This is a genomic window from Psychrobacter nivimaris (genome assembly GCF_009812035.1).
Classification (GTDB): domain Bacteria; phylum Pseudomonadota; class Gammaproteobacteria; order Pseudomonadales; family Moraxellaceae; genus Psychrobacter; species Psychrobacter nivimaris.
Map to the genome: position 1 here is coordinate 97,064 of NZ_VZIZ01000006.1, position 18,430 is coordinate 115,493.

16 protein-coding genes are annotated in these 18,430 nt (G+C 41.1%); 10 read left to right on the forward strand and 6 right to left on the reverse strand.

Features of this window, described 5'->3' with window-relative positions; translation table 11 throughout:
* Positions 1–763: 763 nt before the first annotated feature.
* Complete coding sequence (locus FQV37_RS02170; protein ID WP_160021097.1) at positions 764–1,774, forward strand: RluA family pseudouridine synthase; 1,011 nt, start codon at positions 764–766, stop codon at positions 1,772–1,774.
* A 133-nt stretch (positions 1,775–1,907) separates the two neighbouring features.
* The gene (locus FQV37_RS02175; protein ID WP_160021098.1) at positions 1,908–2,615 is read left to right on the forward strand and encodes an HAD family hydrolase; all 708 of its coding nucleotides are present in this window, start codon (positions 1,908–1,910) and stop codon (positions 2,613–2,615) included.
* A gap of 124 nt (positions 2,616–2,739) precedes the next feature.
* Here FQV37_RS02175 and yihA read toward each other — a convergent pair whose 3' ends face one another.
* A complete protein-coding gene (gene yihA / locus FQV37_RS02180) occupies positions 2,740–3,510 on the reverse strand; it encodes a ribosome biogenesis GTP-binding protein YihA/YsxC (RefSeq protein WP_102078084.1) in 771 nt (256 codons plus the stop codon).
* 404 nt (positions 3,511–3,914) lie between these two features.
* Here yihA and FQV37_RS02185 point away from each other — a divergent pair, with 404 nt between their 5' ends.
* The 4 genes from FQV37_RS02185 to FQV37_RS02200 all read left to right on the forward strand — a co-directional run bounded on the left by FQV37_RS02185 (position 3,915) and on the right by FQV37_RS02200 (position 7,088).
* Positions 3,915–4,250, forward strand: a complete 336-nt coding sequence (locus FQV37_RS02185; RefSeq protein ID WP_160021099.1) for a c-type cytochrome — start codon at positions 3,915–3,917, stop codon at positions 4,248–4,250.
* 318 nt (positions 4,251–4,568) lie between these two features.
* Positions 4,569–5,237, forward strand: coding sequence for a c-type cytochrome (locus FQV37_RS02190; protein WP_101205531.1), 669 nt, complete (start codon positions 4,569–4,571; stop codon positions 5,235–5,237).
* A 358-nt stretch (positions 5,238–5,595) separates the two neighbouring features.
* On the forward strand, positions 5,596–6,729 hold the full coding sequence (locus FQV37_RS02195) for a hypothetical protein (protein WP_160021100.1): 1,134 nt from the start codon (positions 5,596–5,598) through the stop codon (positions 6,727–6,729).
* Positions 6,717–7,088, forward strand: a complete 372-nt coding sequence (locus FQV37_RS02200; RefSeq protein ID WP_240990914.1) for an RnfH family protein — start codon at positions 6,717–6,719, stop codon at positions 7,086–7,088. Before FQV37_RS02195 ends, FQV37_RS02200 begins: the two co-directional genes overlap by 13 nt.
* 34 nt (positions 7,089–7,122) lie before the next feature.
* Here the strand turns inward: FQV37_RS02200 and FQV37_RS02205 are convergent, their stop codons facing one another.
* Positions 7,123–7,542, reverse strand: coding sequence for an outer membrane protein assembly factor BamE (locus FQV37_RS02205; protein WP_057758247.1), 420 nt, complete (start codon positions 7,540–7,542; stop codon positions 7,123–7,125).
* 317 nt (positions 7,543–7,859) lie between these two features.
* Here FQV37_RS02205 and fur point away from each other — a divergent pair, with 317 nt between their 5' ends.
* Positions 7,860–8,294, forward strand: a complete 435-nt coding sequence (gene fur / locus FQV37_RS02210; protein WP_057758249.1) for a ferric iron uptake transcriptional regulator — start codon at positions 7,860–7,862, stop codon at positions 8,292–8,294.
* 126 nt (positions 8,295–8,420) lie between these two features.
* On the opposite strand, the gene FQV37_RS02215 is transcribed toward fur, so the two are convergent.
* On the reverse strand, positions 8,421–9,542 hold the full coding sequence (locus tag FQV37_RS02215; RefSeq protein WP_160021101.1) for a PilT/PilU family type 4a pilus ATPase: 1,122 nt from the start codon (positions 9,540–9,542) through the stop codon (positions 8,421–8,423).
* A gap of 132 nt (positions 9,543–9,674) precedes the next feature.
* Positions 9,675–10,730, reverse strand: coding sequence for a type IV pilus twitching motility protein PilT (locus FQV37_RS02220; protein ID WP_160021102.1), 1,056 nt, complete (start codon positions 10,728–10,730; stop codon positions 9,675–9,677).
* A gap of 353 nt (positions 10,731–11,083) precedes the next feature.
* On the opposite strand from FQV37_RS02220, the gene FQV37_RS02225 reads away from it, so the two are divergent.
* Positions 11,084–11,800 (forward strand): YggS family pyridoxal phosphate-dependent enzyme, encoded by a 717-nt coding sequence (locus FQV37_RS02225; protein ID WP_160021103.1) that lies wholly within the window; start codon positions 11,084–11,086, stop codon positions 11,798–11,800.
* A 46-nt stretch (positions 11,801–11,846) separates the two neighbouring features.
* On the opposite strand, the gene paeA is transcribed toward FQV37_RS02225, so the two are convergent.
* The gene (paeA, locus tag FQV37_RS02230) at positions 11,847–13,121 is read right to left on the reverse strand and encodes a polyamine export protein PaeA (protein ID WP_057758257.1); all 1,275 of its coding nucleotides are present in this window, start codon (positions 13,119–13,121) and stop codon (positions 11,847–11,849) included.
* A 214-nt stretch (positions 13,122–13,335) separates the two neighbouring features.
* Positions 13,336–15,027, reverse strand: a complete 1,692-nt coding sequence (locus FQV37_RS02235) for an NAD+ synthase (RefSeq protein WP_160021104.1) — start codon at positions 15,025–15,027, stop codon at positions 13,336–13,338.
* 853 nt (positions 15,028–15,880) lie between these two features.
* Between FQV37_RS02235 and FQV37_RS02240 the strand changes: the two genes are divergently transcribed.
* Positions 15,881–17,008 (forward strand): AI-2E family transporter, encoded by a 1,128-nt coding sequence (locus FQV37_RS02240; RefSeq protein WP_134292593.1) that lies wholly within the window; start codon positions 15,881–15,883, stop codon positions 17,006–17,008.
* 280 nt (positions 17,009–17,288) lie between these two features.
* Complete coding sequence (locus FQV37_RS02245; protein ID WP_160021155.1) at positions 17,289–18,398, forward strand: 4-phosphoerythronate dehydrogenase; 1,110 nt, start codon at positions 17,289–17,291, stop codon at positions 18,396–18,398.
* Positions 18,399–18,430: the final 32 nt, after the last annotated feature.

Here is an 18,430-nt window from a genome sequence, read left to right on the forward strand (position 1 = left end):
CGCGGTCATGATTGCTACTATATAGTGGCGTCATTCAGCGGTTGTTTATTCAGGCGAAGCAATTGGTTACTCTTTGTTTATCGTTCTTTGTATAACGTCAATAATATCTTGGGTGTCTCAAGGTTAGTTGTCGCAGCTTTTGTTATCAGCGGGGCGTACTTGGCAAACAGAGTAATGGACCAGCTTGTCAGCGTGGTATCGTATTTACATTGTTATCGTCATCTGTTTGACCACCAATACTTAGGCAGCTATCGATATACTTTTCGATCCTAACGCTAAACTACCCATACTTGCTCAACTATGCTGGCATAAAGAACCATCAGATAAATAGTCATTAAATAATGATTGGTTATCGAGTACGGTCGTTGTCATGCAATTAGTGAGTCAGTGTTGTGTTGTAATCGGTTAATAAGCTGATTTATTATCAGAGTGATTAACGCGATGGTATTTAGTGTCACTATTTATTTTATGGTACCGAATAACATTCAGTACAGTATTTTTAATTTGTAGGGCTATATTTGGTAAGTAGTACCTCTAAATAAATAACGCGCCCTAAAATCAGATGAAACGTGTCAGGTCAGCAGGATAAATAGTGTCAACCTCTTTACTGGCGAGTAGTAGAAAACTGACAAGCAATAAAACGGTGGTCAACTATTTGTAACAACAATGATTATTGCTGTCGCCTCTGCTTAATTGTCGCTCAACATGCTAAACTATAGCAAATCTTTGTGTAAATACCTAACTAAAAATGACAAACTCAAAAATGACTGACGACGCTACTACCCATGAAGCCCCTGCTATTTTTAATAGCAAAACACGCCCACAAAGCGCTGACGATGAGATTAGCAACTTCGGTAAGGTGAACTACCTCGAAGTAACGCGCCATCAACACGATCAGCGTTTGGATAACTTTTTGTTAAACCGTTTAAAAGGTTTGCCAAAATCACATATCTACAAAATGATTCGCTCAGATGAGATACGCGTCAATAATAAGCGCTGCAAAGCACACGATAGAGTGCAGCGTGAAGACGTGGTACGTATTGCCCCTGTAGAGCTAGCAACGCGCGAAAAACCAATTATTAGTACCGAGTTCGCCAAAAGCTTACTGGCTCGTGTGGTCTATGAAGATGACGGTTTGCTAGTGCTAAATAAACCCTCTGGTATCGCTGTGCATGGCGGCAGCGGCTTGGACTTTGGGGTTATCGAAGCCATGCGTGAAGTGACGGGTAAAAAATATCTAGAGCTGATCCATCGCATCGATAAAGACACATCAGGGCTGCTGATGATTTCCAAAAAACGCTCAACGCTCAAAGTGTTGCAGCAGCATTTGGTAGACAAGACCATTCAAAAGCACTATCTATGTCTAGCCAAAGGACAACCTGCGCTTAATGAGCAGCGTATCAATGCGCCATTGCTACGTTATACACTTGCCAGTGGTGAGCGCCGAGTAAAAGTAGATAGCCAAGATCCACAAGCGAAAGAAAGCCAGACTGATATCATTGTCCATGATCGCTTTATGATTAATAGTCAGCCAGTCAGCTTAATTGAAGCCAAGCCATTGACGGGTCGCACTCATCAAATCCGTGTGCATTTGGCACATATCGGTCATGCCATTTTGGGTGATGACAAATATAACGTCCATGATAAATCAGGTGTCCATCGTCTGTGTCTACATGCATGGCGCTTAGATATTCCAGGCTACAAGACCATTACTGCGCCATTGCCAGACGATATGGCAGATTGGCTACCAGAAGCAACGAAACTACCTGAATAGTTTTTCAGAATAAATTTTTAAGCCCAACTATTTTTGTATTTCCCTAAACGTCACGATATCTTATTTTTGCGAATAAGCCACCGTGACGTTTTAGTATCTGCTATTTATTATTGATATTCATTAAGGTGACTCCATGACCAAACCAGCTACAACTTCAGAGCGTGTTATAAATGCTCAACCATTAGCAGAACATCGGTTGTCTGATAAGACATTGATTATTTTTGATTGGGACGGCACGCTAATGGATTCAATCGGTCTAATCGTTGATTCTATGCATGTGGCTGGGGAGGCACATGGGTTTGAGACGACTGATAAAGCCGTAAAAGATATCATTGGTCTGAGCTTAATGAATGGGATTAAGATTTTATATCCGCAGGCAAACGATACGCAGTTGCTTGAGATTCAGCAAACCTATGCAGAGTACTATATTGCCAATAGTCATAGTACGCCGCTATTTGAACCGATAGAGCATATGTTGCAAACTTTGCAGCAGCAGGGAAAAACGCTCGCCGTAGCAACTGGCAAAAAAAGAAAAGGGCTAGATCGTGTATTAGATGCCTCCGATAGCCATGATTACTTTGCGATTACGCGTTGTGCTGATGAGTCAGGCTCAAAACCTGATCCGCAGATGTTGACCGATATCTTGGATTATACGCAGCAGCAGGTTTCTGATGCTGTGTTTATCGGTGACAGTATCTATGACATTCAAATGGCAACAGCATTAGGCATGACCAGTATAGCGGTGAACTATGGTACGGCAACGAGTGCAGAGCTTGCTGCACAAAATCCAACCTATCAAGTTGATACTCCACAAGCGCTAGTAGACTTGTTATGCGGGTAGAGCTACTTTTATCATTCTCGTTATTTTAATAGCATACCGATGATAATAATGAGTTACTAAGCAGGTAATAAAAAAGGGTTTATCGTAATAGCGATAAACCCTTTTTTGCTAAAGACAACGATATCTATTTGTTTTCTTTATCAACGCTTTCTTTTTCACCGCTTTCTTTTTCAATAGCATCTTCTAATTCAGCACCTTCTAGCAATGCAAAAGAAGACTCAATGATTTTGTCTGCATCAAGCTGATACTCATACCAGTTGCCCATTATCCCAGCCAACTCATCGAGACCTTCTTTTCTGAGCGCCGAAAACAACTGAATGGTACAGTTTAAGCCCAGTTTTTTCAGGCGTTTACGAGTCTCAAGAAGGGCGTTCTTAGAAGCACCGTACTTCAGCTTATCTGCTTTAGTCAGCAGAATATGTACTGGCAGCTCACCATCGTTTGCCCAGTGTAGCATTTGCTCATCAAAAAACTTAAGCGGATGGCGAATATCTGTCATCAGAACCAGACCTGCAAGGCTTGAGCGTGATACCAAGTATTCTTCTAGCTCAACTTGCCATTCTTTTTTCATCTCTAGCGGAACAGCGGCATAGCCGTAACCAGGCAAATCGACCAAACGTCTGTCAGTATCACCGATACTAAAAAAGTTAATCATCTGCGTGCGTCCAGGTGTCTTAGACGAGCGAGCCAATTGACGCTGATTGGTTAAGGCGTTGATGGCTGATGATTTGCCAGCGTTTGAGCGACCTGCAAAAGCGACTTCCAATCCCATATCAGGCGGACAGAGACGAAAAGTAGGTGCTGACATCATAAACTCAGTTTGCTGAATTTTCTGACGAGATTTGGTATTGAACAAGGCATGTTCAGCGGCGACATCGTTAAACGGGGTACTCATAAATGGCTCATTAATCTTAAAAAATTGGATGCGATTATAAAATTTTAGTCAGCTGATGATTCAAGTCATCGGTGCGGTCAAGTAATTGGTCAAGCGATAGGTAAATCAAGTTAAAAGGTTATTTTTCATCGATGCAGTTATGTGCAAATCATAAAAGTAGTTATTTAATATTACTGGCTATTCTATACTATTCCGTGTCTTACTTATTGAAATAACTGCGATTAGCATCATATAAATAGTAGGATAACATTAAAGTTGGTCAGTCATTAAGACAAGTTCTCAGCTTTAACAAAGTCATATCCAAATTCTCTATGTTTATATGACATATATTGTTACAATGTTTAACGAAGGATGTTTAATAGAACGATTGATGAGACACGTGAAATATCACGAGGAGGTGCTCTATGTTTTCAATCAGTAAACTTCTTAGCACGAGTTATCGCGCTATAACGGCTGGCAGTGCTGCACTATTATTAAGTGGCATTGTGATTAGCAGCGCAAGTGCGGCGGATATCGCCACTACCTATAATAACTCATGTGCAGCCTGTCACGATAGTGGGGCGTTAAATGCCATCAAAAAAGGTGATAGTGCCAAATGGCAACAGCTGATTAAACAAAAAAGTATGCCGACACTCATTAAGTCTGTTAAAGGTGGTATGCCGCAGATGCCAGCAGGTGGTCTTTGCGACAAATGTAGTGATGACGACTATCGTAAACTTATCGAATATATGAGCAAATAATCGACTTATAAATATCATTTGAACATATAAAATAAAGCGCTGGGTTAACAACCTATCTGCGCTTTTTGTTTTTGCGTCATATTGTATATTGTGTTGTCAGAAAACTGATGGATACTATGATTAAGTAGGCAAATGATACAAAGTCTTGCTATAATAATCGAAAATAAACCCTGATGTTAGTAAGTACTTTCAGACTGCTTGTGTCCAAGACCTCAAAATATACGCCATTCTCATGATTAAAGAGGCGGCTATATCAGGTATCTTACCAGTGCAATCACTCTAAATAATGCTTACGCCGAGCTAGTAGGATTTGTATCAATGAAAAAGTTAATCGCTGCTGCCAGCTTATGCGTTGCAAGTTTCAGCGTACAAGCTGCTATTATTGTTCCTGAATATGACGTCAATGCAGGTCAAAAAGTTGCAGAAACCGTTTGTGCCGCTTGTCATGGTCTTAATGGCGTCAGCATTGTTCCTGCACAGCCAAACCTTGGCGGCCAAAACGTAAAGTACCTATATAAACAGCTAGTCAATTTTAAAGCAGGCTATCGCAAAAACGGTATCATGCAGTCACAAGTTGCTAATCTGTCTCAACAAGACCTAGCCAACGTAGCAGGTTATTACGCCAGTCAAGCGCCTTGGGGCGTTGGCTACGGCAACCCTGCAACCAACCAAGAAGCGACTAAGCTATTCTTGGGTGGCGATAAGTCGCGCGGTGTTATTGGTTGTGCCGGCTGTCATGGTCCAGATGCTGCAGGTAACACTTGGGCTGCATTTCCAAAGCTAGGCGGACAGCACGCTCAGTATATTGCTACTCAGCTAAAACTATTCCGTGCTGCTGGACGAGTTGATGATATCGATAGCGATGATCAAAAGCGAGTCAATGATGCAGCCAAAGAAGGCGAAATGGGTATGATGCAAACGGTTGCATCGAAACTATCAGATCGTGACATTCGTATCTTGTCAGACTATGTAAGTGCTATTCACTAATTGTTTCGCACTGATTTAATATCTGATACCTGCTTTGCTTTGCATAGAAGGTCATTGAGTAAAACCACTGAGCACTGAATCGCATATTGATTATATTTGTATGACTAAACCCCGATTTCGGGGTTTTTTTATAACTGTTTGTCCCTTATATTAAGACAGTATTTAGCTGAATTCATTTACAGAAGCCAGTCGTTGCTCTGTATAATTATAAATTATCGTTATTCACTTTATACCAATTTTCAAAATACGATTAGCCGTGTAAAACATGGTCAGTCTACTATGCGTGGCAACTGCACTTGTTTTGTTTGCTACTCTGGTTTTTGTGAATGGTATTCATTAGATCGTTTGGATTGAAATTATGATGATCCGTTATGCTTCTTATTTTATCGCGGCGCTACTACCGTTATTGCTATTTCGTTGGTTTGCACCTGCGTCAATTGGTGAGATTGACTTTTGGTTACTATGGCTGTTAGCCATGGTATTGGTTGCGCTGCCAGTTGTTTACGCTGAGATAGCGTTGGCCTATCGCAGTGTCGAAGGACCTCTAGCGGGTATGCAAAAGCTCACTCGTGAAGCAGATGTCAGTCCGATATGGCGCAGCTTTGGTTGGTTAGCGGCGCTGGTCTCTATTGTGATTGCAGCGTTGGTTATATCTGGTGCAAGTACAGGTATATTGTCTGCATTAACTGAGCTAAATAGCGTACCTGATGTACCGAACTTCGCAGTTGCTGCAGGTCTGATGGTCATTGCGTTACTTTTAAGCTTGCTAGGTGTTACGCCTCTACCTATTGGTTTAGGATTGATGGTAATAGGGTTGCTGCTAGGGTTCGCAAACGATGTACCAAGTGCTGGTTTTGCCATGACTGATGTCAGTTTGACGGAATGGGCACGCGCAGTCGCGTTAGCATTAGTGAGTGTCGGTGCGGGTACAGGACTATACTGGTTCGGTCAGAACTTGGTGAGTAAGCAGACAATCACAGCGGTAGAAGCAAACAGTCAGCAAGCAAAAAACAGAGCAGCTACTCGTGAGTACCGTGCAACCAAGTTAGTGTTACCGATTTGGATATTGCAACTGCTGATAGGAGTAGTGGCTTTATTTACTAGCGGTATGTCGCTACCGCCAGTTGGACAACTATTATATTGGGGCGGGGTGTTATTTGTGGCTAGTTACTTGCTACATTACAGCACTCAACAGTTAACGCATAAGTTTGGATTATTAGTTAGTTTGATAATCACTTTTGCTATAGCGTTACTATTAGTGATTGCGATTCCGACAGCATGGTTAGTTGGCATCTTGGTCATTATTAGTAGCATTGCTGTACTATTATTATCAGTATTTGCGGGTTGGCAGATGAAGATTAGCCATCTACGCAAGTCACTAAATTTTAGTAATGAAGCAGTTTATAACTTGTGGCGAGTGGCGATACGTTTAGTCGTACCATTAGCATTACTGCTAGCACTGATAGGTTGGGTGATGCAGTGGTTGAGCTAACAGTCGAAGGTCGTGACAACAGTGTGCCACAGTCTACGCAAGCTAATTTAATGACCGTATATCTGGCGTATTCTGAAGATGAGCAGCGCCAGCATTATCTAGCTTTGCAGGTCAAACAAGGTACTAGTTTGCATGAAGCGTTGGCGCAAGCGGGATGGCTTGAGAAATTTGCAGAACTCGCAGCGTGGTGTGAGCAAGTAATAGGTATCACCACGCCAACTGCGAAATGTTGGCATGTGGGTATTTATGCACAGAAACAGGCATTAAGCTATTTGCTACAGCCTTTTGATCGTATCGAGGTATATCGCAGTTTAAGCGCTGATCCTATGTCTCAGCGCAAAAATAAATCTCGTAGCTAAACCGTTAACTATCTAAGCTAATAGGTTTCGCTGACTATGATGCTGGCAGACTCTCAATACCTTCGATGCGCGTGACCAAACCATTATCATCAAAGTAAACAACTAAATGCTGGCTAGCATTTTTGACATCTGCGATGCCTTTGCGGCTACCTTCAGTGCCTGCTTTGTAGTCATAGATATAATCCCAGCGTTTAGGTTCAAGCGTATCTCGAATCGCAGGGCTGCCAAGAGTATAAAGAACTTGGTTTTGATTCATACCCACTTTTAGCTTCTGGGCTTGGGTTTGCGTAATCGCTGTGCCTTGTGGCAAATCAATCTTATAAACACTCAATAATGAGCAGCCAGACATAGCAACAGTAGCGCTAAGCATACTGGTGATAACGATCTTACGTAATGCGCTTGTGTGGCTTAACGGACGGAAATTTAATGTCTTTATCATGGTAAGATGACTCATAAGAAATGAATTAGGTGTGGCCAGTGTTAGGTCGTACCAGTCTGACCGACAATCTTGGACAAATGATACGTCATTTACTTGCAATTGCCTACCACTTACGACATTATTTACCAAACACAATCTGAATAGTTAGATTAATTATATTTTAAATTCATAGGCTTGCATCTCGATATTTAGAAAATAATAAGAGAGATGTCTGCGTAAGTTTCATCAGTTTATTATTGATCATTTACTTTATATTAAATAAAAATAATCTTTGTTGATTATTTATCTCATATTTTCTATCTGTTAAGGCTGTCACAGTCAAAAGGGATATTATGGCTTCTTTTACCAATCAAGATTTACGTAGAGCAGGACTCAAGGTCACGTTACCTCGTATCAAAATTTTAGAGCTATTAGAAAGCGCAGAGCTGCATCACATGAGTGCAGAAGAAGTATATAAGGCACTTATCGAGCAAGGTGAAGATGTAGGTCTTGCCACTGTCTATCGTGTCCTAACACAGTTTGAACAAGCAGGTATTGTTGAGCGTCATAACTTTGAAAACAATCTATCTGTATTTGAGATTACCCAAGAAGAGCATCACGATCACCTAGTTTGTGATGTGTGTGGCAAGATTATAGAGTTTCATAATGAAGTCATCGAAGAAGAGCAACTAAAAGTAGCAGAAAAACATGGCTTTAAACTGTCTGGGCATTCTCTCGTGCTATATGGCATTTGTGCGGATCAAGCCTGTAGAGATAGCGCGAAATAATTGTCTAGCGTACTAGTAGAAACGCTTATTTCTACTAGTACTACGATATTGAACAGTAGAAAACCCTCGTTATTTATAACGAGGGTTTCTTTTTATATGTCTATTATGCCTAGAAAGCGCAATAATTTAGCTCACATCTAACGATAAACTATCAGCACCTTCATCTAAATTAGCCTTGCCGTTTTTGCTACTGAGCTTAATTTTTAGGCGTAGATCATTAGGAGAGTCGGCATGTAAAATCGCTTCTTTATACGTTATCTCTCCTTGTTCATACAAATCAAAAAGTGCCTGATCAAAGGTTTGCATGCCACTGTCTCGTGAGCGTGTCATCACATCTTTGATTTCATGGACTTCTCCTTTACGGATATAGTCACTAATCAGCTGCGAATTTAGCAAAATCTCAATAGCAGCGCGTCGTCCTTTACCATCAGGTGTGGGGATAAGTTGCTGCGCGATAATAGCTTGTAGGTTCAGCGACAAATCCATAAACAACTGATTATGGCGATTGGTTTCAAAGAAGTGAATGATACGATCAATTGCTTGGTTGGCATTGTTTGCGTGCAACGTTGCAAACACTAAATGACCTGTCTCAGCATATTGGATAGCGTAGTTCATGACTTCACGGTTACGAATCTCGCCGATTAAGATGACATCGGGTGCTTGGCGTAGCGTGTTTTTTAGGCCTGCTTCAAATGAATGAGTATCGATACCAACTTCACGTTGGGTAATAATACAGCCGCGATGCTTATGAACAAATTCAATAGGGTCTTCTATCGTAATAATATGACCATGAGAGTTTTGATTGCGATGTCCTATCATTGCTGCAAGGGTAGTAGACTTACCTGTACCTGTTGCGCCAACTAATAGAATAATACCGCGTTTTTTCATGGCCAATTCTTTTAACGCTGGCGGTAAACGTAATTCTTCGACCGTTGGAATGTTGTTTTCAATTTTCCGTAAAATCATTCCTGCCATATCGCGTTGTACAAATGCACTGACTCGAAAGCGAGCTTGCTGTGCTTCATCAGAGATAGCAAATTGACACTCGTTGGTTTCTTCAAACTCTTTTTGCTGGCTTGGCGTCATTACACCTTTGACCAATCTCATGGTTTGCTCAGCACTCAAAGGTGTTCTACCGACAGGTAAGATTTTTCCATTCACTTTCATGGAAGGTGCTACGTCAGCAGTAATGAAAAGGTCAGAGCCATTCTTGCTGATCATCAACTGTAATAGTTTATCAATGTCCATATCGCACCTGTACCAGATGTAAGTCAGTTAAAATCATATTTTAAAAACGTCAATAAAAAGTAAGAAAGTAATTACAGAGACCATGAGTTGTTTGTTATTTTTGATGGTATCTGTCAATACTATCTGTCAGTACTATAAAAATGCCTCAGGCTGCTTGGCATAAGGACGTGCAACATCCTTACTAATAGTTCCTTTACTTACCAAGTTCTTTAATGTTTGATCGAGCGTAATCATACCATCGCCTGCACCTGTTTGGATAGCAGAGTACATTTGAGCGATTTTGTTCTCACGTATCAAGTTACGGATAGCAGGGGTACCTATCATGATTTCATGGGCTGCCACACGTCCACCTGCTTGACGACGTAACAGGGTCTGTGAAATAACAGCTTGCAATGATTCTGACAGCATCGCGCGAATCATGTCTTTTTCAGCAGCTGGGAATACGTCAATAACACGGTCAATCGTCTTAGCCGCTGAGCTGGTATGCAAGGTGCCGAATACTAAGTGGCCAGTTTCTGCTGCGGTCAACGCTAAGCGGATAGTCTCAAGGTCACGTAGCTCACCTACCAAGATAACATCAGGATCTTCACGTAGGGCAGAGCGCAATGCTGGCTCAAAACCCAAAGTATCACGGTGTACTTCACGCTGGTTAATCAAGCTTTTCTTTGATTCATGAACAAATTCAATCGGATCTTCGATAGTTAAAATATGCTCTTTACGGCTTTCGTTAATATAATCAATCATCGCTGCAAGTGTTGTTGACTTACCTGAACCTGTTGGGCCCGTGACCAATACCACACCACGCTTAAAGTCTGAAACGCGTCTAAAAACATCGCCCATACCTAAGTCTTCCATCGTTAATACTTTGGAAGGAATGGTACGAAATACAGCACCTGCACCGCGGTTTTGATTAAAAGCGTTGACACGAAAACGTGCTAGATTAGGAATTTCAAAAGAAAAATCCGTTTCAAAAAACTCTTCAAAGTCAGCACGTTGCTTATCATTCATGATGTCATAAATAAGCTGATGCACGACCTGATGGGTCATCTCTGGCATATTGATACGGGTCATTTCACCATCAACACGTATCATTGCCGGCATACCCGCTGAAATATGTAAATCTGACGCCTTATGCTTAACGGTAAAGCGCAGCAAGTCTTCGATATTAAGATTATTTTTTTCAGCCATAATTTGATATTCCTATCACTTAGTCTAGGTAAGACAAAACACTATAAAAGTACGTGGTAAACTATTTATCGATAACCTTAATATAATAAAAGATGATAAGAAGCTCACCAGTACAGGTCTTTACCATCACTAGCATATTCAGCAGCATATGTTAAAGCATGTAACAATATCATAACAAGACTGTGAGTATTTAACCATCTACTAAATTAAGAAAAACCAGAACTGTATCGTTTTGAAATAATTTTCATAGAAGTTATTTCTAATTTACTTTTAAAAATCGGATAGTTATGTTTTTTATAATAAAAATTGCAGAAAAAAATTTCAAAAAATTAATCAAGCAATAAGGGCAAAATATGAAGGAAATGAATGGCAATATTGATGAAGTGACACTTATCGATAACTGGCAACAAGTTAATACGCAGATGAAGCAAGCGTGTGATCATGCTGACAGACAGGCTGATAATGTTATGCTGCTGGCTGTTTCGAAAACGAAACCTGCCGATATGATTGCAACTTTAGCAAAGCAGGGACAGCGTGATTTTGGTGAAAACTATCTACAAGAAGCCATCGAAAAAATTACTGAACTTAAAGCTCAGCCTGTAGGCAAAAGTATCGTTTGGCATTATATCGGTAGTATTCAACGTAATAAGACACGTGACATTGCAGAGCACTTTGATTGGGTACAAACTGTTGAGCGCGATATCATCGCCAAACGATTGAATGACCAACGACCAGCTGACCTGCCACCATTGAATGTGCTGATCCAATTAAATATCGATAACGAAGATAGCAAATCCGGATGTTTGCCAGCCCAGTTGCCAGAGCTGATAACAGCGATAAAAGGCTACGAGCGTCTACAGCTACGTGGTCTGATGATTATTCCTGCTAAAGCAAATACGAATGCCTTTGCTCGAACTAAGCAGTTGTTTGAAGAGGTTAAAGCCGATTGTCCAGAGCTAGATAGCTGGGATACGCTTAGTATGGGTATGAGTGGTGATATGGCAGAAGCGATAGAAAACGGCACAACAATGGTACGTGTCGGCACTGCTATCTTTGGTCAGCGTGCTTAAAAAAATGTGAATAGGCTAGCTAAGTATTCTTTAACTAGCCAGTAAGTTAAATGACATCTTCTAATTTAGTGACTAGCATCTGTGTAATTTTAAGATTATCAGTCGCAATGATCTCAAATCGATAATTGGCATACTCAATCGTGTCAGTCTTTTTAGGGATTTTTCGAAGCATATACATCATAAATCCACTGATAGTCTCGTAATTTTGACTGCGTGGTAGGTCGACGATATCTAATGCACGAATCACATCTTCGATAGGGGTCATGCCATCGATTAACCACGAGTTGTCAGTGCGCTGGACAATAGGTTGCTCCTCTAACGTTACCAACTCACCCATCACAATGCTCATCACGTCCTTTAATGTGATAACACCAACGACTAGGGCGTATTCATTCACGATGACCGCAAAATCAGCGCCAGTAGATTTAAACATCTCTAATACTTCAAACAAAGACAACGTATCAGGCACGAAAAGTGCTGGTTTTAATAGAGTCTTGTTTGTCAGGCTAACTTCCTGTTGGTTCAAAACCAAAGCTAAAAAGCTACGAGATTCCACATAACCAACGATATGTTCTAAATCGTCATCATGGCAGACCAAGAACTTATTGTGTGGCTGCTCAATCATGATATTCACGACTTCTTCGGTACTTGTCTTGGTATCAAAATAAACGATATTTTCTCGAGGATTCATCACTGAGGTGACGGTACGCTCCTGCATATCAAAGATGTTTTCGATCAAGTGATGCTCTTGCTTCTTTAGTACACCCGCTTCAGCACCAGCATCCATCACTGCATAAATATCTTCTGGTGTCATATCATCTTGACGGATGGTTGAGATGCCAAAAAGCTTAAACAGAATATTTGCAGCCCCATCGAACACCCATATAATAGGCTTTAGTATAAATATCAACAACATCATTGGGCGTACGAGCCGTACCGCTATCGTCTCAGCATTTGACATGGCCAAACGCCTAGGCATTAGATCAGCAAGTAGTGAAAATAAACTCGTGATAAGTACAAATGATATAACTGATGCTATCGTTTCACTATTTAATAACTGCTCGAGATAAGGACTAATGGCCGACTCACCCACGGCACCAGCTGAAATAGCGACCGCATTTAGCACTATTTGTACGACGGTGATAAAGCTACCAGGATGCTCTTGCATATTGAGCACATCAAGTGCGCGAACATCGCCTTCTTTTGCCATAATTTGGAGCTTGATTTTGCGGCCTGCGGCGATGGCAATCTCGGCAGCAGAGACAAAGGTGCTTAAGGCAAGCAGTAAAAGAAGAAAAACACTAGCGGTTAGCAAACTCATGACGTACTCGAAAAAGGAATAAAGATAATTAAGGCAAAATAGTTAGTGAAACTGTGTAGAAAAGAATATGGCTAGGTGTAAAAATTTTTGGTAGATAAAAACCAAAAAAGCTGGGCAAGCACCCAGCTAATAGTAAAAAATTCGATATCTTGTAAAACTGGCTAACTAGTACCTCTCAACTTATAGATAGTAGAAGTTAAGAGGTGTATGGTAATTAACCTTTGATTGACCACTTATTAACCAACGGATAACGACGCTCACGTCCAAAAGCTTTGTGGCTAATCTTAGTACCGATAGGAGATTGCAAGCGTTTGTATTCGCTGTTGTCTACCATTTTGATGACTTTAGCGACCATCTCAGCATCAAAGCCTTTATCAATAATCTCTTGATAGCCCATGTCTTCATCGATATATGATGTCAAGATACCATCTAACACATCGTAGTCAGGCAAGCTGTCTTGATCCTTTTGATCTGGACGTAATTCAGCCGATGGTGGACGAGTGATAACGCGCTCAGGAATGACAGGCGTATCTTCTAAACGATTACGATAGCTTGCCAATTTATAAACTTGAGACTTATATACGTCTTTTAGTACGTCAAAGCCGCCAGCCATGTCGCCATATAGCGTTGAGTAACCAACAGCCAATTCTGACTTGTTACCAGTTGTGATAACTAAATGACCGAATTTATTAGACAGTGCCATCAAAATCACACCGCGAGCGCGCGCTTGGATGTTTTCTTCGGTCGTATCCGCTGGTGACTTATTGAATAACGGCGCTAACGTATGACGGATGCCTTCGACAGCGTCAAAAATAGGGCAGACGGTGTAAGAAACATTTAGGCGACGTGCCTGTGCTTGAGCATCTTCTAGACTGATTTGAGAGGTGTATTCGTATGGCATCATGACTGCATATACCTTGTCAGCGCCTAGAGCGTCAACAGCGATACAGAGCGTCAATGCTGAGTCAATACCACCTGATAACCCGACAATAATGCCAGAGAACCCTGAATGGTTGACATAGTCGCGTAGACCGACGACTAACGCCTGATACATTTCAGATTCACGGCTTAAGGTTAGAGGCGCTTTGGTCTGCTCGTTAAACTTCGCAGTTTTTACATCTAACGTAGCCAGTAGCAACTGGTTCATAAAGCGTGGTGCTTCATGAGCAATGCTACCGTCAGCTTGTACAGCCATAGAGCCACCATCAAACACTAGATCGTCTTGCCCGCCCACTGCGTTGACATAGACGATAGGTAGTTTGTTTTCACGGCTACGCTTGGCAAGCATGGTTTTGCGATTGTCTTGCTTTTCAATCTCAAAAGGTGAAGCGTTTAAGCTTACGATTAGATCAGCACCTTGCTTTTTAAGCTCAGAGATAGGACCTTTTTCCCACAAATCTTCACAGATAAGCAGACCAATAGTAATGCCTTTATAGTCAAATAAAACTTGATTGCGACCTTTATCGAAATAGCGACGCTCATCAAACACGCCATAATTTGGCAAAATTTGCTTATGGTAAAAGCCTTTTTGATGACCATTGTGTAGGATGGCAGCAGAGTTAAAAGTACCGTGATGATCGACATGCGGATAGCCGACAATCATTACGATATCATCGATATCACTCAAAGTAGACAAAGCGCTTTTGACGCGACCTGACAAGCTTGGACGTAGCAATAAATCTTGTGGAGGGTAGCCTAGTAGCGCTAACTCTGGGAATACGATTACGTCAGCACCTTGTTCGCGTGCTTGTAATGCTAGGGTACGCATTTTTTCGACGTTGGTTGAGATATCACCGACCAAAAAATGCGATTGAGCTAAAGCAAAAGTGACAGTATCTTGTGGTTTGTTGTTCTTACTGGCTTCGTTTGAGGTGTTAGAGTTGGGGTTATCAGTGTCTTTTGACATTGTTATTGTTCCTATCGATATATTATTAAAATTTGGTGTGTCTGTATTGATTCAAATAAAATCAAATCCGAAATTAACTCAAAACTGCGCTCTTACATATAAATCTCAAATATTGAGCTAATATGCTGAGTCTGAATCTCCTGTAAGCCTTTATAAAAGACTTATGATTTTGTTCAAGTAGCTCATTCTAAGTGATAGTAACACCCCAAAATTAGAACTTATGATAGTCTAAAAAAAGACGATATAAGCAGGTGTCAGAATCTGTCTCAGAGGATTCCATGTCTGTACAACGCTGTAAATAAACATGTGCAAATAAACTTAACTACACTGAAAAGCTTAAAATAATTGCTTTAGTATAACATCAATTGTCGCGACAAATAGAACGCACCAGTGGATTCCCTTATAAGATAACAGTTTAAAAGCTGAACATAAAAGCAGTTTTCAATACATCATTTTTACACACTAAATTCATGCATTATGCGCTAGTCATTATCGTCGTCATCTAGTAAGCTTGCATAGACAAAGTTGTAAGTAAAGATTACAACAACACGTTATATAATTCACATGCTTTATTGCATAATAAAGCGTGCTAGCCGTATTTTTATTATTTTATTTACAATAATAAATGGCTGTGAATTCGTGGTATGAAACTGGGCATAGTCATACTATTTAATTGTCATATTACTTAATCCTCATATGACTTCATAAGTCCGACCCAATACTTTTTTGTATGATTCACAACTCTCGCTAATGGATATGGCTTACAGACAGTGTCTAAGAGCTGATATTCATCACACATTTATAAACTCGCCAGCAAAACTATCGTTTGCTGTCCGCTTTTGGTTTATACGCTATGATTGAAAACTGGACAAAAGAATTTATTATTCAGCGCTTATTGGCAATTACGTTGCTAGTGGTGCTATTCGTATTGTGTTTTCAAGTGGTGCAGTTTTTTATTGTACCAGCGCTGTGGGCAGCGATTTTGGCCTATGTGACTTTTCCTATTTATAATTTCTTCCATGAAAAGGTGAAGCTAAGCCCAGATTTTAGTGCCGCTATTATGACGGTGAGCATTTCACTGATAATTGGCGTGCCAGTGGTCATCGGTGTGTTTATCTTGCAGCAAGAAGCTTTGAGTCTGATCAGTAACTTGATTTACCGTATCAAGGTAGGTTACTTAGATGTGCCTGACTCCCTCAAAGATTTGCCTATCATCGGCCAGCAAGTCAAAGATGTACTGTGGCGCATTAACAAAAACCCAGAAGGAACGCTAGAAGCTTTTCGCATTTGGGTTCAGTCGCATTTATATTATGGCAAAATAGCATTTGACGTGGTGTTCAGTAGTTTGGCCAAGCTGGGTATGGCGTTAATGACGCTCTTCTTTTTTTATCGTGATGGCACTAGTCTGGTTCGGCAGATTCGTCAAGCGTTGCGCAATATCATCGGCAATCGCATCGACGGTTATATTGACTCTGTGGGTACAACTACGCGTGCCGTGGTATACGGTATCGGGCTGACGGCATTGGCTCAGGCTTTATTGGCTGGTATCGGCTATTACTTTGCTGGTGCGCCAAGTCCTATCCTATTGACCATTGTCACGTTTATTATTGCCTTGATTCCCTTTGGTACACCATTCGTTTGGGGCGGTGTGTCGATTTGGCTATTGAGTCAAGGGCATACTGCAGAAGGTATTGGTTTGGCACTGTGGGGTGTACTGGTGATTAGCTGGGTAGATAACTTGATTCGTCCTATCGTCATTAGCGGCGCGACCAAAATTCCTTTTATCATTATTTTTATTGGGGTATTAGGTGGTCTTACAGCATTTGGTTTTGTTGGTTTATTTATCGGGCCTGTCGTATTGGCTATCGGGCTTGCGGTATGGCGCGAGTGGATATCGCAGCATAAGAATGAGATATTTGCTCAGCAAGAGGTAATGCTTTCCGACCCTCGTGCGATAGATCCTGTGCATGGACCAGAATAACAAGTCATTAGGGCGTGTCTTCAATTCACCCGATGTCCATCTAAATGGGCTAAAAATGGCTAAATTTTGCCAAACATCGTCAAATAGCTATTTAATATCCTGATATTATCTACGCTATTTTTCTTGTTTGACGGCAATTTATCTCATTTTTATCTCCATTTTTGAAATGAAGACACGCCCTAGAAAATACGATGTAAAAAATTATCAATAGGGATGATGGCAAATGATAAATAAGAATATGACAGAATCGATGAATAATAAGACCGATAAGTTAAGCGCGATTAAAAATATCACTATTTTAGCGGACAGTAATATCGCCAGTCTGAATGATTTTTTTAATGACGCTGCGCTTGGCCATCTGACTGAGCATAGGGTTAAAATTATCACTGTCGCTGGTCGAGATATTGATGCAGCGCTACTTGCCGAAGTACAGCCAGATATTTTGTTGATACGCTCGGTGACGAAAGTAAACGAAGCGCTATTGGCTGATAATAACAGTGTGCAGTTTGTTGGGTCTGCGACTATTGGGACCGACCATGTAGATCAAGATTATCTAGCGTCTCGCAATATCACTTTTGCCAATGCGGCTGGTTGTAGCAAGCATTCTGTGGCTCAATATGTATTGACGGCTATTTTCACTTTGCGTCCGCAGTATTGGCAGCAGTCGGCGTCATTAACCTTAGGTATCATTGGCCTTGGTAATATCGGTAATACGCTTGCTCAGTATGCCTATGATTTGGGTTGGCAGGTGCTAGGTTATGATCCCTTGTTACCAACCTCTAAAACTAATAATGCTAGCTTGGAGCAGTTACTTAGCCAAAGTGACGTGGTTAGTCTGCATGTGCCTTTAACCAATGAAAGGAATGCGACGAATTCTAAAGGTAGTGATTACCCAACACGTCATCTTATTAACGCAGCTGCATTAGTAATGATGCCTGCCGATACGATGCTGGTCAATAGTGCACGCGGGCCTGTGATCGAGGAAAGCGCACTTAAAGCAGACATTGAGCGTACTGGACGTCAAGTGGTGCTAGACGTGTTTGAGCATGAGCCAGAAATTGAAGAAAGCTTACTATCCAAACTCGCTATTGCCACACCGCATATCGCTGGCTATACGCTAGAAGGTAAGCTGCGTGGCACACAAATCATTTATGATGCCTTGTGTGAAAAATTAACGATACCTCCAACTCAGTCTATGTCCAATCTGCTACCGCTAAATATGTTCTTATGGTCTGAACTAAAATCATATCCAGACAGACTGCCAAAGTTTTATGACGTCATGCAAGATGATACCTCATTGCGAAATAAAGCAGTTGATGGGCAGGTAAACGGTGCTGACTTCGACGGTCTGAGACGTGATTACCACTTGCGCCGTGAGTGGCAGTTTTAATTAAACAAGATACTTAGTAACCAATTATTCAT